16 protein-coding genes, 1 pseudogene and 1 riboswitch are annotated in these 17,649 nt (G+C 34.8%); of the genes and pseudogenes, 6 read left to right on the top strand and 11 right to left on the bottom strand.

The genetic code is table 11. The features are described from left to right. Positions 1-648: 648 nt before the first annotated feature. The 11 genes from galU to HMPREF2737_RS08725 form a co-directional block, all read right to left on the bottom strand. Positions 649-1,515: a UTP--glucose-1-phosphate uridylyltransferase GalU gene (galU, locus tag HMPREF2737_RS08775; RefSeq protein ID WP_011274904.1), complete on the bottom strand. Its 867-nt coding sequence runs from the start codon at positions 1,513-1,515 to the stop codon at positions 649-651. A gap of 253 nt (positions 1,516-1,768) precedes the next feature. After that, complete coding sequence (locus HMPREF2737_RS08770) at positions 1,769-3,127, bottom strand: gluconate:H+ symporter (protein ID WP_037550250.1); 1,359 nt, start codon at positions 3,125-3,127, stop codon at positions 1,769-1,771. 40 nt (positions 3,128-3,167) lie between these two features. Then, entirely contained in the window at positions 3,168-4,706 is a 1,539-nt protein-coding gene (gene gntK / locus HMPREF2737_RS08765) for a gluconokinase (RefSeq protein WP_037550253.1), read from the bottom strand. Positions 4,707-4,727: 21 nt separating this feature from the next. Continuing rightward, positions 4,728-5,408, bottom strand: a complete 681-nt coding sequence (locus HMPREF2737_RS08760) for a GntR family transcriptional regulator (protein WP_037550256.1) — start codon at positions 5,406-5,408, stop codon at positions 4,728-4,730. 137 nt (positions 5,409-5,545) lie between these two features. Continuing rightward, positions 5,546-6,268, bottom strand: a complete 723-nt coding sequence (locus HMPREF2737_RS08755; protein WP_037550259.1) for a MerR family transcriptional regulator — start codon at positions 6,266-6,268, stop codon at positions 5,546-5,548. A gap of 92 nt (positions 6,269-6,360) precedes the next feature. After that, positions 6,361-7,236 (bottom strand): alpha/beta fold hydrolase, encoded by an 876-nt coding sequence (locus HMPREF2737_RS08750; protein WP_037550261.1) that lies wholly within the window; start codon positions 7,234-7,236, stop codon positions 6,361-6,363. Between the two features lie 141 nt (positions 7,237-7,377). Next, positions 7,378-8,076, bottom strand: a complete 699-nt coding sequence (locus HMPREF2737_RS08745) for a GTP pyrophosphokinase (protein ID WP_037550264.1) — start codon at positions 8,074-8,076, stop codon at positions 7,378-7,380. A gap of 163 nt (positions 8,077-8,239) precedes the next feature. After that, positions 8,240-8,659, bottom strand: a complete 420-nt coding sequence (locus tag HMPREF2737_RS08740; RefSeq protein ID WP_037550267.1) for a DUF2188 domain-containing protein — start codon at positions 8,657-8,659, stop codon at positions 8,240-8,242. A 71-nt stretch (positions 8,660-8,730) separates the two neighbouring features. Next, entirely contained in the window at positions 8,731-10,668 is a 1,938-nt protein-coding gene (locus HMPREF2737_RS08735) for an FUSC family protein (protein ID WP_037550269.1), read from the bottom strand. A 168-nt stretch (positions 10,669-10,836) separates the two neighbouring features. After that, positions 10,837-11,121 (bottom strand): putative quinol monooxygenase, encoded by a 285-nt coding sequence (locus HMPREF2737_RS08730; protein ID WP_037550272.1) that lies wholly within the window; start codon positions 11,119-11,121, stop codon positions 10,837-10,839. A 241-nt stretch (positions 11,122-11,362) separates the two neighbouring features. Further along, positions 11,363-12,643, bottom strand: coding sequence for a pyruvate MFS transporter (locus tag HMPREF2737_RS08725; RefSeq protein WP_037550275.1), 1,281 nt, complete (start codon positions 12,641-12,643; stop codon positions 11,363-11,365). 339 nt (positions 12,644-12,982) lie between these two features. Next, positions 12,983-13,092, top strand: a riboswitch (TPP riboswitch). Between the two features lie 63 nt (positions 13,093-13,155). Here HMPREF2737_RS08725 and HMPREF2737_RS08720 point away from each other — a divergent pair. From HMPREF2737_RS08720 to HMPREF2737_RS08695, 6 genes and pseudogenes are all read left to right on the top strand, one after another. Continuing rightward, complete coding sequence (locus HMPREF2737_RS08720) at positions 13,156-13,746, top strand: thiamine phosphate synthase (RefSeq protein ID WP_037550350.1); 591 nt, start codon at positions 13,156-13,158, stop codon at positions 13,744-13,746. Next, positions 13,739-14,854, top strand: a complete 1,116-nt coding sequence (gene thiO, locus HMPREF2737_RS08715) for a glycine oxidase ThiO (protein WP_037550278.1) — start codon at positions 13,739-13,741, stop codon at positions 14,852-14,854. Before HMPREF2737_RS08720 ends, thiO begins: the two co-directional genes overlap by 8 nt. Beyond that, positions 14,838-15,038, top strand: a complete 201-nt coding sequence (gene thiS, locus HMPREF2737_RS08710; RefSeq protein WP_037550281.1) for a sulfur carrier protein ThiS — start codon at positions 14,838-14,840, stop codon at positions 15,036-15,038. Before thiO ends, thiS begins: the two co-directional genes overlap by 17 nt. 1 nt (position 15,039) lies before the next feature. After that, entirely contained in the window at positions 15,040-15,807 is a 768-nt protein-coding gene (locus tag HMPREF2737_RS08705; protein WP_037550284.1) for a thiazole synthase, read from the top strand. After that, a complete protein-coding gene (locus HMPREF2737_RS08700) occupies positions 15,807-16,805 on the top strand; it encodes a ThiF family adenylyltransferase (protein ID WP_037550287.1) in 999 nt (332 codons plus the stop codon). The genes HMPREF2737_RS08705 and HMPREF2737_RS08700 overlap by 1 nt, the downstream gene beginning before the upstream one ends. 113 nt (positions 16,806-16,918) lie before the next feature. Next, a pseudogene (locus HMPREF2737_RS08695) lies at positions 16,919-17,507 on the top strand (DedA family protein). Positions 17,508-17,649: the final 142 nt, after the last annotated feature.

Here is a 17,649-nt window from a genome sequence, read left to right as displayed (position 1 = left end):
AATTAACTCACATTAGATTGATCTGATGTATGAGGGGGATAATAAGCTCTCAACTGATAAAATTCGTTAGAGACGCATCTTAACTGGAGAGTAAGATGGGTCTCTTTCTTTTCATTAAATTTTAAATGAAGTAAAAAGATTGATACTTTTAGCTAAAGATTTGATATTGCGACAGGTATTCTATCTGAATAATATATTGTACAATTTAAGTGTATTAGATATACATCTAATACATAGAGTTTTAGAGGAGGTTGGGAAGTATAACCATTACATATTATATTTCCCAAAAAGCTCATCTTAGCGGAAAATGAGATGAGTGGAATTTATACTTCTTGAAATATATGTTCATAATGCTCGTGACAAGTCAGTCAACGCAACATGAATCAAACAGCCAAGATTACGTAATCCAAAGAAGAACCCATAATTCTTTACCATATGTCAAGTGTTTTATGAACTATATTTTTAGGAAAAAAGCTATTACAAAATTTTTAATTAATACTTACTCTCTGATGCTTTAACTAAGTATTAATTAAGTCGAAATGTCTCTAAAGAAGTATAGGTGCGATGTTTTTCACATCAAAGATGAACCCCATAAACATTTAAGCTGATCACTTAAGTGTCTATGGGGTCTTCTTTTGTATCATTATATTAAAATCCTAATTCTTTAATAAACTTAATGAGTTCATCTTTCATCTTTGGATCTTTAAGTGCATATTCAATCGTTGTTTTAACGAAACCTAATTTTTCTCCAACATCGTAACGATCACCATCAAAGTCGTATGCATAAACTGGAATATCACTATTCATACGTTCAATCGCATCAGTGAGCTGAATTTCATTTCCAGCGCCTTCTTTTTGTGTTTCAAGGTAGTCAAATATCTCAGGTGTTAAGATGTAACGTCCCATGATGGCTAGATTTGAAGGCGCTGTACCTTGTTTCGGTTTCTCAACAAATTGTTTTACCTCGTAACGACGACCTTCTTTTTCTAATGGATCAATAATACCATATCTATGAGTAACGCTCTCTGGTACTTCTTGAACACCAATGACTGAATGACCTGTTTCTTCGTAAACGTTCATCAATTGTTTGATAGCTGGTGTCTCTGATTCAACGATGTCATCACCTAACAAGACTGCAAATGGTTCATTTCCAATAAATTGACGAGCTGTATGTATCGCATGTCCTAATCCTTTTTGTTCTTTTTGTCGAACGTAGAAGATGTTTGCTAAGTCCGTAGAATATTGTACTTTCTCAAGTAGGTCATCTTTTCCTTTTTCTTCAAGAACCATTTCTAATTCTTTTTGATTATCAAAATGATCTTCAATTGCGCGTTTATGTTTACCAGTTACGATGATAATATCTTCAATTCCTGCACGAGAAGCCTCTTCCACTATGTATTGAATTGTAGGTTTGTCTAGAATAGGAAGCATTTCTTTAGGCATCGCTTTAGTAGCTGGTAAGAATCGCGTCCCTAAACCAGCAGCAGGTATGATTGCTTTTTTTATCTGTTTCAAACTCAAGTAACTCCTTTGCACATTCTGTCTTTTATATCATTTGTTAGTTTATCACTCTTTTGATTTCTTTCCTAGCAATAGCCTATTAATTTAACTATGGGTGGTACAGGCACTACACTTGTGGTGCCATTTAAGTATGCAAATTTTTATTAATATATTCATTTTCAAACTGTTGAAAATTGTTAGTAGAAAACCTATTTGTTGAACTAAAAAACACTCACCATTTTGCAGTGAGTGCTTTTATAAAAGATTCTTATACAAATAAGCTAATAAATAATATAAAGATGATACCTGATACAGAGATGATTGTCTCAAGTAGTGACCAAGTTAGGAATGTTTCTTTGACGGTTAATCCGAAGTATTCTTTAAACATCCAGAATCCTGCATCATTTACGTGAGATAGAATAACGCTTCCTGCTCCTATTGCAAGTACAACGAGTGCAACGTTAACATCTGAGTGTTGTAATAATGGTAAAACGATACCTGTTGTAGAGATGGCAGCTACTGTAGCTGAACCTAATGCAATTCGTAATACTGCTGCTACTATCCAAGCAAGTAAGATAGGTGACATTGTAGAACCTTCGAACATTTTTGCGATTGTATCACCCACGCCACCATCAATTAATACTTGCTTGAATGTCCCACCACCGCCAATGATTAAGATCATCATACCAATTGGATAGATGGCATTTGTAACTGACTTCATAATGTCGTCCATCTTTCTACCACGGTTCAAGCCCATTGAGAAGATAGCGAAGATAACTGAAATTAACATTGCAGTACCAGCCGTACCTATGAAGTAAACAATTTGTTCAAATAAATTTTTAGCTTCCTCGTGGCCACTGATTAATTGAACAATAGTTGAAATTAACATTAAGATCACTGGCAATATTGCTGTAAATAAACTTAATCCAAAACCTGGCATTTCAGATTCTTTAAATTCTTTTTGAGAACCCAATGCTGAGATATCACCTTCACGAGTGTATGCTGAAGGGATAATTTTTTGTGCAATTTTATTAAATACAGGTCCAGCAATAATCGTTACTGGAATTGCAATGATGATTCCAAACAGTAATACTTCTCCCAAATTCGCTTTTAGTTCTTTAGAGATAACGACCGGTCCAGGATGTGGCGGTAAGAAACCATGTGTTACTGATAAAGCTGTCACCATTGGTAAACCAATTTTTAAAGGTGATACTTTTGCACGTTTAGCAATCGTAAACACTAACGGAATTAATAAGACTAAACCTACTTCGAAGAATAATGCGATACCCACGATAAATGCTGCAATCAACATTGCCCATTGCACGTGTTTAGGTCCAAATTTAGCAATCAATGTGTCGGCAATTCGATTGGCACCGCCACCATCTGCAAGTAATTTACCAAGCATTGCCCCTAATCCAAAGATTAATGCAATGTGGCCAAGCGTACTTCCCATTCCCGCTTCTATAGTTTCCATTATTTTATTTAATGGCATACCTAGTAGTATAGCAGTCACGACAGAAGTGACGATTAATGAAATAAATGTATTCAATTTCAAGAATATAATTAAGGATAGTAGTAATAAAATCCCGATAACAACACTGATAAGTGGCCAAATATCTCCAAACATAGTAAATCCTCCCAATGTTTTCTTTTTTTAATTAATTGATTTACTCCATGTGCTTACGTTGAAAATCTGCAATTTCTGCATAACGTTCTTCTAATGAGCGACTTAAATTAATAAAGATTGATACTAACTGTTGATACACTTGAACGGTTTCTGAATCAGGTTGATGTGCATTCGTTGTCCCGACCATTTCTTCAATAATTGAGAAGTCATCAATTTCCCCTAATGCTTTCAAACCTAATACACAAGCGCCTAAACAAGAACTTTCATAGCTTTCAGGCACGATAAGGTCTGTGTCGAAGATATCTGCCATCATTTGACGCCATACTTCACTCTTAGCAAATCCTCCTGTCGCTTTGATTGTGCTTGGTGTTTCGTTCATTACTTTTATAAGCGCAAGATAAACTGTATAAAGATTATAGAGTACACCTTCTAAAGCAGCACGAATCATATGTTCCTTTTGATGCGAGAGTGTAAGACCGAAGAATGAACCACGTGCATCGGCGTTCCATAATGGTGCACGTTCACCTGCAAGGTACGGATGGAAGATGAGACCTTCTGCACCTGGTTTAACCCGACTTGCGATTTTAGTCAGTACATCATATGGATCAACGCCTAAACGTTTGGCAGTTTCAACTTCACTTGCAAGGAGTTCATCTCTTAGCCATCTCAGAACAACTCCACCGTTGTTTACTGGTCCGCCAATGACATAATGTTCTTCGTCTAGTACGTAACAGAAGATACGTCCTTTATAATCGGTGCGAGGTTTATTAATGACTGTTCGAATCGCGCCAGATGTACCGATTGTGACAGCGACTTCGCCTTTTTTATAACTATTCACTCCTAAGTTAGAAAGAACACCATCACTTGCACCTACAATAATAGGTGTATTCTCATCTATGCCCATTAAAGTTGCATAGCGTTTCTTCATACCTTTAAGAATGTGTGTGGTAGGTACCAGTTGTGGTAGTTGTGCTTCAGTGATACCCAACAATTCAAGTGCCTCTTTATCCCAGTCAAGTTCTTCAAGATTGAACATGCCAGTAGCTGACGCCATTGAGTAATCGATGACATATTTTTCAAATAATTGGTAGAATATGTAAGTTTTTATATCTGCGAACATGGCAGTTTGTTTATAAATATCTGATTGTTCATGCTTCATCCAGAATATCTTAGATAATGGTGACATCGGATGAATTGGTGTTCCTGTGCGTTGATATATGTCTGAGCCATGATGTTCCTTATTAATTAGTTCTGCGTATTTACTCGCGCGATTGTCTGCCCATGTAATACTTTCAGTTAAACGATGATGTTGTGCATCGAGTGCAATCAGACTATGCATTTGTGAGCTAAATGAAATTAGTTTGATGTCTTCTTTTTTTATATTTGCTTCTCTAACAACATATTTCACAGTCATTAGTACTGCATCAAACAATTCGTCAGGATTCTCTTCAGAAACATCTACATTGGGGGTATGTAAGGGGTAACCAATGTTGTGTTTCATTATGAATTGTCCATTTTCATCGTATAATACTGATTTCGTACTTGTTGTCCCTATGTCAACACCAATCATGTATTTCATATTATTCCTTCTTTCTTCTATCTATCTTAGCCAGAAACTTTCAATGTCTTCGCCAACATCATCGAAATTTAAGTGGAAGGCTTCTCTTAATTTTGTAGAGTCATAGTGTTCTACCGCTTCAATAAACACCTCATGGTTACTATGAATGCGTTCAAAATCTTCTTTATCTTGCTCCATGCGATGTCTCATAGATAGTAATACGAGTGTTTCGATTACGGGTTTCAAATGATTCCAGAATGTTTGTAAATATTGATGGTTGGATGCGATAATCATGGCTTCATGAAATTGAATGTCATGTTGTGTAAATGCTTCAGCATCTTCGAATTTAACTGCTACTTTCATCATTTCAAGGTGCTTACGCATCTCTTTAGTTATAGGTGCTCTATCAGTGTGTTTGATCTTAGAGAAGGCAAATGACTCTAACATTAAACGTAAATCATAGAGTTCTTTCTTTTCTTGATCACCAAACTGTAAAACTTTAGCTCCCATGCGTTCTAATTGTATAAGTTGATCCGTCTGTAATAATTTGAATGCATCTCTAACAGGGGAACGACTAACATCAAATTGTTTTGCGACTTGATTCTCAGTAAGTAGCGTATCTACTTCGATTTCCCGACTCACAATTTGCAATCGTATTTCTGCTGCGACACCTTCTCCTTTAGACATGCCACCAAGCCATTGTTCTGGATAACCTTCTTTCACATCTTTCACTCCTATTGACTCAATTACAACTTGTATACAAGTATATTAATATATAAGTTACGTTTTTGCAAACGCTTTCTTTTTATAAATTTAAAAAACCCGGCCACTGATGGACCGGGAAAAACATGATTAAAATTCTATTTCTTCTCTTCAGAAACTTCGATGCAGTAATGTGTTTCGTGACACTTAGGGCATTCTAATTTACGTGTCTGCATAGTATGTCGGGCCAAAATAAACTGTTTCAATGATGGCTTAAACGTATATTGGCAATTGGGACACAGATATGAAATATTTTTATAATAATATGTTGTTAATCCAACGGCATAGGTTATTAAGATAGGCACTATCGCAATAAATGGTTTACTCGAACTTCTCAATAAACTTGCGATTAACCCTGTGTATTGAATAATGCCAATGACACCTGCGCTAATCCATACTTTACTTTTAAAGGATTTCAATGTAGTAGATTGTTTCATTGCTTTATCTATGTCAGATAAATGATTTATTGGAGCGCTTGATTGACTTGAAATATATTGGTCAACGTTGTTCAAATGTTTTAGTGTTTTTGTTTGATCATATATACTTGTCTCTAATTCTTTCTTATGCAGTTGCAACATTGCTTTAAGCGTCTGCATATCGCTATCCTCGTAAAGTAGCGTTTTAATTTCATCCAATGTACAACCAAATTGCTTCAACAAAACTATCAACTGTAGTTGTTGTATATGATCATCATTGTAATATCTACGATTTGATTCTGATGCACGTTCAGCTGTCAATAAGCCTTTACAATCATAATATTGTAGTGTTCGAACTGTAACTCCTAAATGATTGGCTAGCTCTCCAACTGTATAATGTGACATAGTGTCCACCTCCTACATTGAATCTACCTCATGACGCTACGTCACGAGCAAGACATTTTTACACATATCTTAAAGTAAGTCTGAAGGATGTCTTATTTGTCTTCTATCCAATCTTTAATATGATCGACAATGCCTACCGTACCATTTGGTAATTGTTCAAGGACAGAAGGAAAGTCCATATGGCCGATACCTGGATAGACGATTTCTTTCGTTTCTCCTCCATAGCGTTTATACTGCTCCATTGTGCTTTGTGAATCAGTATACGGAATGATTTCATCATCTTTGCCAGAGATAAATAATAACTTAGGAAATTGTTCAATTTCTTCAATATCTGGAAGATAATTAGCTTTAATTGTATATATTAAGTCTGTAATGATTGTTTTAATTGGGGCGACGAATGATAAGATATCTAGTCCGTTTTCTTTTCGTGCGTAGACCGTCTTTTTTAAAATATATTGTGGCAAATTTTTAATTGCAGTAATTTCATCTTTAAAGTGATCACGTTTACTATCTGTAGAGAACAAACGTGCTAGCATACTTGTATTTGGTGTAATTTTAGCTGCGCTGCTTAAATAAACAAGGTGCGATATAGGCAATGTATTAAATTTCAACAAACGTGTGCCAATCATACCACCCATCGAGTAACCAATGACCATGACCTTTTCAAGATATTGTGACGAAACAATTTGTTCCAAAACGTCTTCAATTCGTTCAGAGTAATCATCTAATGTGTGATTATTGCGATCGATACTTGAGCTTTTGCCACGGCTTGGACAGTTAATAAAGATCATCTTATATTCTCTAAAGTACGGTTCAAACATCGTCATAATGCGGTAGGTCATGATTGCCCCATGTAAGAAGACAATTGCCCTATTTGAAGTTTGATTCCCGGCAAATGCTACTTCGACTTGTTCGTTATGATAATTTTTCAATTGATAAATTTGTGTTTTGAAATGTTTTCTGTTCATAATCAACCTCAAAAATTGCTATATTACTAAATTATTATTTTATCACAAAATTATCAAAACAGAGACAAATTAAAAAGTATAACTTATAGAATTGTTGCAAGTTACGTACAATTCATCAAGTTATACTTTAAACTAATCGTTTTAGTTATTATCTGAAATAGCAGAATGAATCGATTGCATTTTAGATTCTACATCTGCAATTTCAAGTGCACAGTCTTTTAACATATCACTATAATCATCCGTACTCGCATTATTTTTATAGCGAATTTTATGCTCTAGACTTGCCCACATATCCATACCAATGGTTCTAATTTGAATCTCCACTGGAAGCTTTTCAACTTTATTTGATAAGAATACTGGGATAGACACAACAATATGTAAACTTCGATAGCCGTTGTCTTTTGGATTTTTAATATAGTCTTTACGTTTAAGAAGTTTGACATCCTCTTGTTTTAATAGCATTTTTTCAATGACATAAATATCCTCTAAATAGTTACAAACAACGCGAATACCTGCAATATCTAATATATGTTTACGAGCACTTTCTGCACTAATATCTAGTTGTTTGCGGTGCAACTTTTTAATTAAGCTGTTCATTTCTTTCACACGGCGTTCCATATGGTGAATAGGGTTGTGTTTATAAACGTGATTAAAGTTGTCATCTAGAATATCTAATTTTGTACTGATTTCTTTTAAGGCTGAGGAGTATAAGTGGTCCAGTTCTACGAAGCCAATAAGTCTATCAAAGGCTTCGTCTCCATCTTTAAAATGATGTAAGTTATCTTTAAATTCACTTCGTAATTCTTCTATATACAATGATGGTTTTCTTTCTACATACATAGTATTTCCTCCTTAATCATCACTGTATATTATAGCGAATTGCAAAATGAACTAAAAATAATACTCTTTGATTTCACATTATTTTTAACAGTTAAATTATAATTAAAAATGCAAACCTTTATATTGAACAATACGTCCAGACATAAAGGTTTGCAACTATTAATTATGATGATTCATTCTTATTATGTTCGATGACTTTTGTACCACGATTATCAGCGATGTCTTGTGCGCGTTTAGTGGCCTCTGCTTTCATCTCAAACGTATCAGACGCTTGTTTCGCACCTTTTGTTTTCACTTTCCATTCATCATCTTCGAAATAGACATGTACATTTTCGTCATTTAGTTTTGGGTTTGCGGATTGATCTTTTTTGTGTTGGGTAATGTGTTTATGTTTTAATTCATCTAGCTCATCTTTCGTCGCATCTTTATACCAATCTTTAGCTTGCTGTGTAGCAATCGGTATAACATCCCCTTCTTTATAACCATCTTTTAACATAGCATTACCAATATCAATTGCTTTCTTACGTTCTAATTCATCGAAGTTCTTCCACGTATTCGGATAATCATTCATTGTCCAAGGCATCCTATCAAACTCCTTTTTAACTTGATAGTTTGCTTTACCACTATCGTTTAGAGTGAAACTTGCTTATTGGACTATGCTTTAATCGCCACACCATTTTCAACATCATCTATATCTTTACGTGTATGCACACAATTATTTTGTAGTCTCATTAATGCCGATTTAATGTAATTATATTGAGGTAAATCGGAGAGTTCATTAATTTCAAGTCGGCTTTGAAGTTCGAAATGTTTCGCTAAATTTTCAAAAGTAACTAGGTATTCTCCCATTTGCTGATCTGAAATACGTTGACGTTGATGATCTTGCATCGCACGCATTAACATAAAGTTAATCTCTTCCAAGGCAAATATACTTGGATAATAATAACGAATCACTTCTTGATTAGAGAACAATTCACCACTTGCTGAATTGTTGATTTGAATCATGTTACTCATTTTCACTGAAAGTGCTAAACTTTCATCTCTTTCACGTAAATCATCTTGGTAGTGATTCTCTGAGAATAAATATTGGAAGATTACCGCTTCCTTACGAACCACTTCTGCAATCGTTCGTGGTAACATGGCAGACGCTGTTTGACGGTTAATAAGAAGAATGCCGACAACTGCAATTGCTATACCGATTAATACATCAAAGATACGTGTATAGGCAATTGAAATTGAAAGGTTATCTGATGCTAAACCATTTAATAATATAACTTGGATCGTGATAAATATAACTGCGAACGCATAGTTTGAACCTACAAATGTTTCAGTGACCATCGCTGCAATACCCATTATGATAACGGCAATGATTAAGTGTGGATTGAAATACAATATAGCTGATAAGACAAGTGTTCCTAAGATAGTACCTAGTCCACGAGCAACAGAACGGTCTAACATACGTCGAGTTGTCATGCCTAATAAGACTGTATGTGCTGTTAATGGTATCCAGTAAGATTTTTGGATATTAAAGGCTAATGAAATAAAGATTGCTACTGCCATAATGACGGCGTAAATTAATGTATTTCGAAATACAATCGAATCTAATGTTAAATTATGAATGATACGTTGACTATATAACGGTTTACGAACACTTGCTTCATGTTCAATTTGACTTGAATCTAAGTTCGTAATTTCATCAATTTTCAAGATATATTGTAATAAATCATCAAACGCCTCATCTACATGAACTTCTTTTGTCCACTTTTCACGAGAGGCTGTTGTTCGATATGCATTTCGTATCGCAACATCCATCATTTCAACTAATTCGTTTGGTATAGGGCGTATACCTTTTTCATGTAGTTCCAATAACTCTGAATATAACCCCTGTGCCGATGTGTGGAGTAATAACAGCCTTTGAAAGCGCGGACTCAATTTCTGGTTCACTCCAGCCGTAGCAGTGATTAACAATTCATCTGAATTTTTAAACCGTGTTACCGCTGTTTTTGTACTTTCTTTAAATTTATCGATATCATTATAATTGTGCATTAATTCTTTAATCATGTTAAAGTCCGAATTAATCGCTCTATTTTCGATTTTTTGTTTTTGGAAAAGTATTGTCAAGATGACTACTAATGTAGCAATCGCACCACCAACAAGAATTGCTAAACCACGGTATAACGCTTCATTTGGTGCTATTGGCAAGTTACTTGGTAAACAAAACGTTACAAGAAAGAATGTTGAAGATGGTCCTGCAATCTTCAACGCACTGAAGATGTAATATGGGATGACTGTAACTAATAATAATGTTACGCCATATAATATCGGCTCAGTAACTGTAAGTGTGCCCAGTATCATACATACTGCAAATGACAATGAGCATAAGATGACAGTTCTAATCATTGAGCGGTGTGAACTTTTGAACACATAGATATGCGCCAACGTCCCAGTCGATACAAGCAATCCTAATGCAAAATTGCCTAGGAAATAACCTAATAGTGCTGGGATAATTAATAACAAGCCTTGTCTTACACCCTTCATCAGGTCAACTTTACTTGTGTCAAATGTGATAAGTGAGTTTAAAACATTTCCCAATGTTATCTTTCCTTTCTATAAAACATACATATTCAATGGTAACACTTTTTATTAAGTTATATGATGATCATTGCCTAATTTACAAAAAAGGTAGGATTGAAATCATATCTGTGACATAGATTTCAAATCCTACCTTAGTAATATATATTATTATGAAAATTTCTTTAATTATTTGGCTTCCGCAACATCGATGACTGGTTTTTCTGTAATATATTTGCCGATATTTTCGCTGAACACTTTAAAATGGTCTGAGTGGTTGTGTGCTTCAACCGCATCTTGATCTTTATAGTTTTCTACGACTACGAATGTATTTCGTTCAGTTACATCTTCATAGTGGCTATAAAATGTATTTCCTTCCTCTTCACGTGCATGTTTAACTAAGTTCGTCATTAAATCTAAATAGGCTTCACGATGTTCTTCACTTACTTTAAGTTTGGCATTAATAATAATCATACATTTCACCCTCAATTTTGTGATTAATTTAATATTATCTTATCATTTTCATTCATACATAAAACAGTAATGTGACTTTAAGCTTTAAACACATTTTATTATATTTCCTCAAAATAGACATTTAGTAAATCTATGTTCCAAAGCACTTAGCAAGTAATGTAATTAAATAGGCCAGTAAATGAATTAATTAAAATCCACTTACTGGCTAGATTCTAGGAATGATTTCCTAGCTTATATGAAATTATTTTAATTCACGACTTTCATCTTTAATCAATGGTTTGTCTGGTGATACAAACAACCATAAAATTGCTGCGATGACTGCTGGAATAATTAATAATTGGAAAGTCATTGTCCAACCAAGTGATGCAACCAACGCACCAGCTAAGAATGGACTTAACAATGCACCAATGTTACCCCATAAGTTCATCCAACCAGATACTGTACCGGCAAAGTTTCTACCAATGTCATTAGCTGCTGCCCAGCTCATACCCATTGATACACCCATACCACCTAAACCAAGTGATAACCAGAAAATCGTTACGTATAAATTCTCAGTATGTACTGCAAAGAAAATGGAAATTGCAAATACGATGAAACCAACAATGGCAATTAAACCTCTTGAAACGAATCTTGATTGTCCGCTGCGTAAAATTTTATCTGAAATCGCACCAGCAGACAAAATTAAAATAAACATTATAAACCAAGGTAATGAACTAATCGTCATGTCTTTAAATTCAACATGATATTGTTCAGTTAAATAAGTTGGTAACCAAATTAAGAATAATGAAATAACGAATTGTACTACAAAGTATTGACCTGCAATAGCATAGAAACTTACACTACGGAAGAATTGATTCCAAGGTGGTAGTGATTTACTTGTTTGAACAAGGTCACGATTCTCCATAATGAAATGTTTCTCAGCGTCATTAACCATACGGTGTTGCTCTGGTAAGTCTTTCGCAATGATTCCCCATAGTATTGCAATTAAAATACCTACAGCACCGAAGATGTAAAATACAGCTTGCCAATTAAATGCATTTACAATAGCAATAGTAATCACAGGCGCTAATACAGGTCCAAAATAAGAACCAGCGAGTAACATACTAGATGCTCTACCTTTCTCATCTTTAGAGAACCAGTTTGCATTAAACACAGCGTTTGATGGATACATTGGCGCTTCACCAACACCGAATAAGAAACGCACTAAATATAATAAACCGTGATGTTTAATCATACCTGTAAAGATAGTGAATGCACTCCACCATACTAAAGCGATTGTAATCATCTTACGAGGTCCAAATTTCTCAGCTAACATACCAGAAGGTACTTGCATTAACGCGTAACCTAATGAGAAGAATGAAGCTAATAGACCAAATTGTTGCTTTGTCATATGTAAATCTTCCATCATTTGTGGGGCAATATATGAGATGTTAGATCTATCCATGTAGGCAATAACACCTATGATAAAAAATGCTAATGCGAAAAACCAACGAACACTACTTTTCTTTTGTCTTTGTACCATATCCTCTTTTTCCTACTTCCTTTAATTTGTTGATTCTAAATATGTTATCTAATATAATCACGAGACTCCCTATTTGTAAAAATAACTCCCTTAAAACCCTTACCATCATAAGGTTTCAGCATTTATTTTTAATAATATTACCAGTTTTTGAAATCGTTTTCAACATCTTGTTTAAAAGTTCTTTTATTAAATTGTACATCGTTGGTTACTTTATTCACTAAATTAGTATTTACGCTTTGCAATCTCAATATTCATTAAAATTTGAACTCCATTTAAAAAAATTGTAGAATAAACATGAAATGAAACGCGACTCATCATTATTTAAAATTAAATAGATAATTTATCCACTGGAAGTGCCTTTGTTTAAGGCTGAGAGTAAAGAAAGAACTTTATAATTCCTGGAACCTGATCCAGTTTGTACTGGCGTAGGAAAGTGGCTTACACATATCGTTACATAGATACTAACGCTATTTCCTACTAAGGAGATAGCGTTTTTTCATTTATTAGGGGTGATAGACATCTTTATTGCGATAACAACTTATAAACATTTAACAGAAGCAGACTTACAACACTTCATTGAAATTAATAAAGGCATCGATGGTTTACTCTTTCGTACGCCTATGTCTAGTGATGATTTATTTTCCTTTTTAAAAAAATTAATCGCTGCTAGCTTTCCAAGAAACAAAATTATTATCCATAGTGATGTTGACTTATTAGAATCCTTAAAACTTAAACGCTTGCACTGTCGTGAAATGGACACATTAGCGTTCGATTATAAAGCACAACATCCTGATGTTGAAGTAAGCATGTCAACGCACACTATTAACTCGGTGAAACAAGCTTATCAACATCAATTAGATTATGTCTTTTATGGTCATATCTTTACCACGGCTTCTAAGCCAAATCAGCAGCCTAGATTAATGTCTGAAATCAAAGCCGTGTTACAAGTTCCGATTCCAGTCTATGCCATAGGAGGTATTACTGAAGATACGATACAACGGCTTCCAAATGGCTTTGCAGGAATTTGTGCAATTTCTTATTTTATGAGCGCATCTTTACAACAAATTCAACATCTACGAAAGGAGTGGTTGAAAGATGTATGACATACTTATTGTTGGTTCTGGTGTTATCGGAATGTCCATTGCGAGACACCTAAGTCATACGCAACTCTACATTGCAATTGTCGACCGTGATATACCTGGTAAACATGCTTCATATAAAGCTGGAGGCATGTTAGGTGCACAAAATGAATTTACAGAAGACAGTGACTTATTTCGTCTCGCTCTAGAGTCACGTGAATGCTTTCCTGAATTATGCGAAACACTCCAAGATGAAACTGGAATAGATATTCAATATCAATCATCTGGATTGATTAAAATCGCAAATCAAATTGAAGATGTTGAGCATTTGCGCTCACAATTTCAATTCTTACACGCCTTAGATGACAATGTAATTGAACTATCAGACGATGAATTAGCAGATTTAACCGATGGTAGTGTGGTTGCATCTGAAATGGCAATCCACATTCCAAATGATGGACAAATCAATGCAAATCATTATACGAAAGCATTATTTAAATCCTTACAACAGCGTCGTATTTCGCGCTACTTCAATACAAATGTAACAGATATTATTCGCCAGAACGGTTACTATCAAATCGTTTCATCTCAAGGTGATTTATATGCGAAGAATGTCATTGTCGCAGGTGGTGCATGGTCATCTCAATTGTTAAAACAATATCAATTGCCTCGTGAGGTTGTCGGCGTTAAAGGTGAAGTGCTTCTAATGGAACATGACGATTTAAACTTACAGCAAACAGTATTTATGACTAATGGATGCTATATAGTTCCGAAAGCGCCTAATCGTTACTTAATTGGTGCTACTAGCGAATTTGATAATTATTCTGTAGGTAATACGGATCAAGGCGTCTCATGGTTAAAACACTATGCGATAGAACGTATACCTGAACTTGCAAACGCACGTATCATGAAGAAATGGTCTGGCGTACGTCCATATACCAATGGCGAATTACCAATTATGGACCGAGTTGACGATGGATTATATGTCATTACCGGCCATTATCGAAACGGTATTTTATTGTCCCCTGTTATTGGTCGTGACATTGCAAATTGGCTATTAACTGGAGTCAAACCATCTCGCTATGAATCTTTCAATGTCTCAAGGAGGTTAAATCATGAAATGCATTATTAATGGCGATGCATTCACATTCGACACTGAGCAATCAATTCATCAAGTGCTCATCTCTCTAGAATTAGACCCAGAACGTGTCATTGTTGAACATAATAAAACATTAATTAAACAAGAAGATTATCATCAACACACGGTACGTGAAGATGACCAATTAGAATTATTAGAATTTGTTGGAGGCGGATAAAATGTTTAAAATTGGAAATTTAGAATTACAATCTCGTTTATTACTAGGTACAGGAAAGTTTGAAAATGAAGACATACAAACAGAAGCGATTAAAGCTGCAGAAACAAATGTACTTACTTTCGCAGTAAGACGTATGAATTTGTATGACAAGAATTTACCTAATCCACTCGCAAACATTAATTTAAAAGACTTTATAACTTTTCCAAATACTGCTGGCGCAAAAACTGCTGAAGAAGCCATTCGTATTGCAGAAATCGCTAAACATGCAGGTGTATGTGACATGATTAAAGTAGAAGTTATCGGTGATGATGAAACATTATTACCTGATCCATTTGAAACATATAAAGCTTGTAAAGTATTGCTAGAGCGTGGCTACATTGTATGTCCATATATTTCTAATGACGTCGTTTTAGCTAAACGTTTAGAAGAATTAGGTGTGCATGCCGTTATGCCATTAGCATCTCCAATAGGAACAGGTCGTGGCATAAACAACCAACTTAATTTAAGTTACATTATTAAAAACTCAAATGTGCCAGTTATCGTTGATGCTGGTATTGGTTCTCCGAAAGATGCATGTCATGCGATGGAATTAGGGGCTGACGGTATTCTACTCAATACAGCAGTATCAGGTGCTAAAGATCCTGTGAAGATGGCAGAAGCAATGAAATTAGGTATTCATGCTGGTCGCTTGTCTTATGAAGCAGGACGAATCCCAGTAAAATATACTGCCCAAGCATCAAGCCCAACTGAAGGTTTAGGTTTCTTATAATGCAACGTTACAATCGTCAAATGAGATTCTCTCCTTTTGGTGAACAAGGACAGCATGCCCTTTCTAATGCACAGTTACTTATTCTAGGTGCCGGCGCATTAGGTAGTCATGTTGCCGAGCTTCTTGCTCGAATGGGGGCACATCACATCACAATTGTTGATATGGATATAGTTGAAACGTCTAATCTACATCGACAAGCGCTTTATACTGAAGATGACGCTCAAAATATGGTACCAAAAGTACACGCAATAAAAGAACATATTGCACATATCAATCATCATGTAGACGTACAAACGTATTACAAAGAAATAACTTCAAACAATATTGAAGATATATTAAATGAAGTTAAACCAGATATCGTTATCGATGGGATGGATCATTTTAAAATTCGTTATCTCATCAATGAAGTGTGTCACAAACATCAAATTCCTTGGGTATATGGTGCTGCTGTCGGCAATAAAGGAACAGTTTATGGCATTGATTTCAAAGGACCATGTCTAAAATGCCTCCTAAAACAAATGCCATCAAGTGGCGAAAGTTGTGCAATTAATGGCGTACTACCAACTATTATTACGCAAGTAGCAAGTTATGAAGTTGCAGAAGTACTTCGTTACCTATCTGGGGAAGGCTTTTCAAAGAAACTAATCACTATTGATACGTGGCATATCGATTATAAAGCGATGAACGTCGATATATTGAAAGATCACGCGTGTGAGGTATGTGCGAATCAACACTACTCACTCTTAGAAACGAAACACCAGCAGCATATTGAAAGCTTATGTGGACGTACATATCTCTTTAGATATCAGCCAAGTATATTTGAACACGCACACCACCTTCCCTGTGAAATTGTGAAATCCACTTCTTTCGCAAAATTAATTAAAGATGACGATTATGAAATTACCTTATTTAAAGATGGACGTATGAATGTTTATGGCATCGAAGATGATAAAGAAGCAATTAAGTTGTATCATTCTTATTTAAAAGCGCTAAAATAAAAATACACATAGGTTTATACAAGCAATTCATAGTAAATTTTATTATAATAAATTTACTATGAATTTTTAATTTCACAAATAATGCTTTTAATAAAAGGAGTTCTTGAATATAAATGGAACAATTAATCACTGATTTTATAAGTAAGTGGGGTTATACAGCAATCTTTATTCTCATCTTATTAGAGAATGTTTTACCTGTTGTCCCTTCTGAAATAATTCTTACCTTTGCTGGTTTAATGTCAGTAAAGTCGGGTTTATCAATACCTATTTTATTCCTTATATCAACAATCGCATTATTTATGCCGTTTAATTAACGAAGAAAGTATTTATCGTTTTGTAGATAAACATGGTAAATGGTTTAAACTTAAAGGTAAAGATGTAAGGCGCGCAAATGACTGGTTTAAGCGTTATGGTGCATGGGCAGTATTACTATGTCGCTTTATTCCAGTATTACGTGTATTAATCACAATTCCTGCAGGTATCAATAAAATGAATGTCGTTACGTTCGCAGTATTATCATTACTAGGTACTACAATTTGGAACTTCGCCCTAATCCTATTAGGCCGTATGCTAAGTGGTAGTTTCGATGCCCTAATGGCTGGTTTACACACTTATTCATATATTATGTATGTCATTATTATTCTTGCAGTACTTTACTTACTTTATAGAATATTCTTTAAAAACAGAAACCGAGTTAAATAACAGTTAAGGGAGTGGGACAGAAATAATATTTCCAAAATTTATTTCGTTGTCCCACCCCGGCAAGGTTGACTAGAATTAAAAAAAGCTTGTTACAAGTGCATTTTTAAATCAGTCAACTACTGCCAATATATATTTGTAGCCT

It is taken from the genome of Staphylococcus sp. HMSC069D12 (genome assembly GCF_001810405.1).
Classification (GTDB): Bacteria; Bacillota; Bacilli; order Staphylococcales; family Staphylococcaceae; genus Staphylococcus; species Staphylococcus haemolyticus.
Note: the sequence above shows the minus strand (reverse complement) of the source record. Positions and strands in the feature narration are given on the sequence as shown.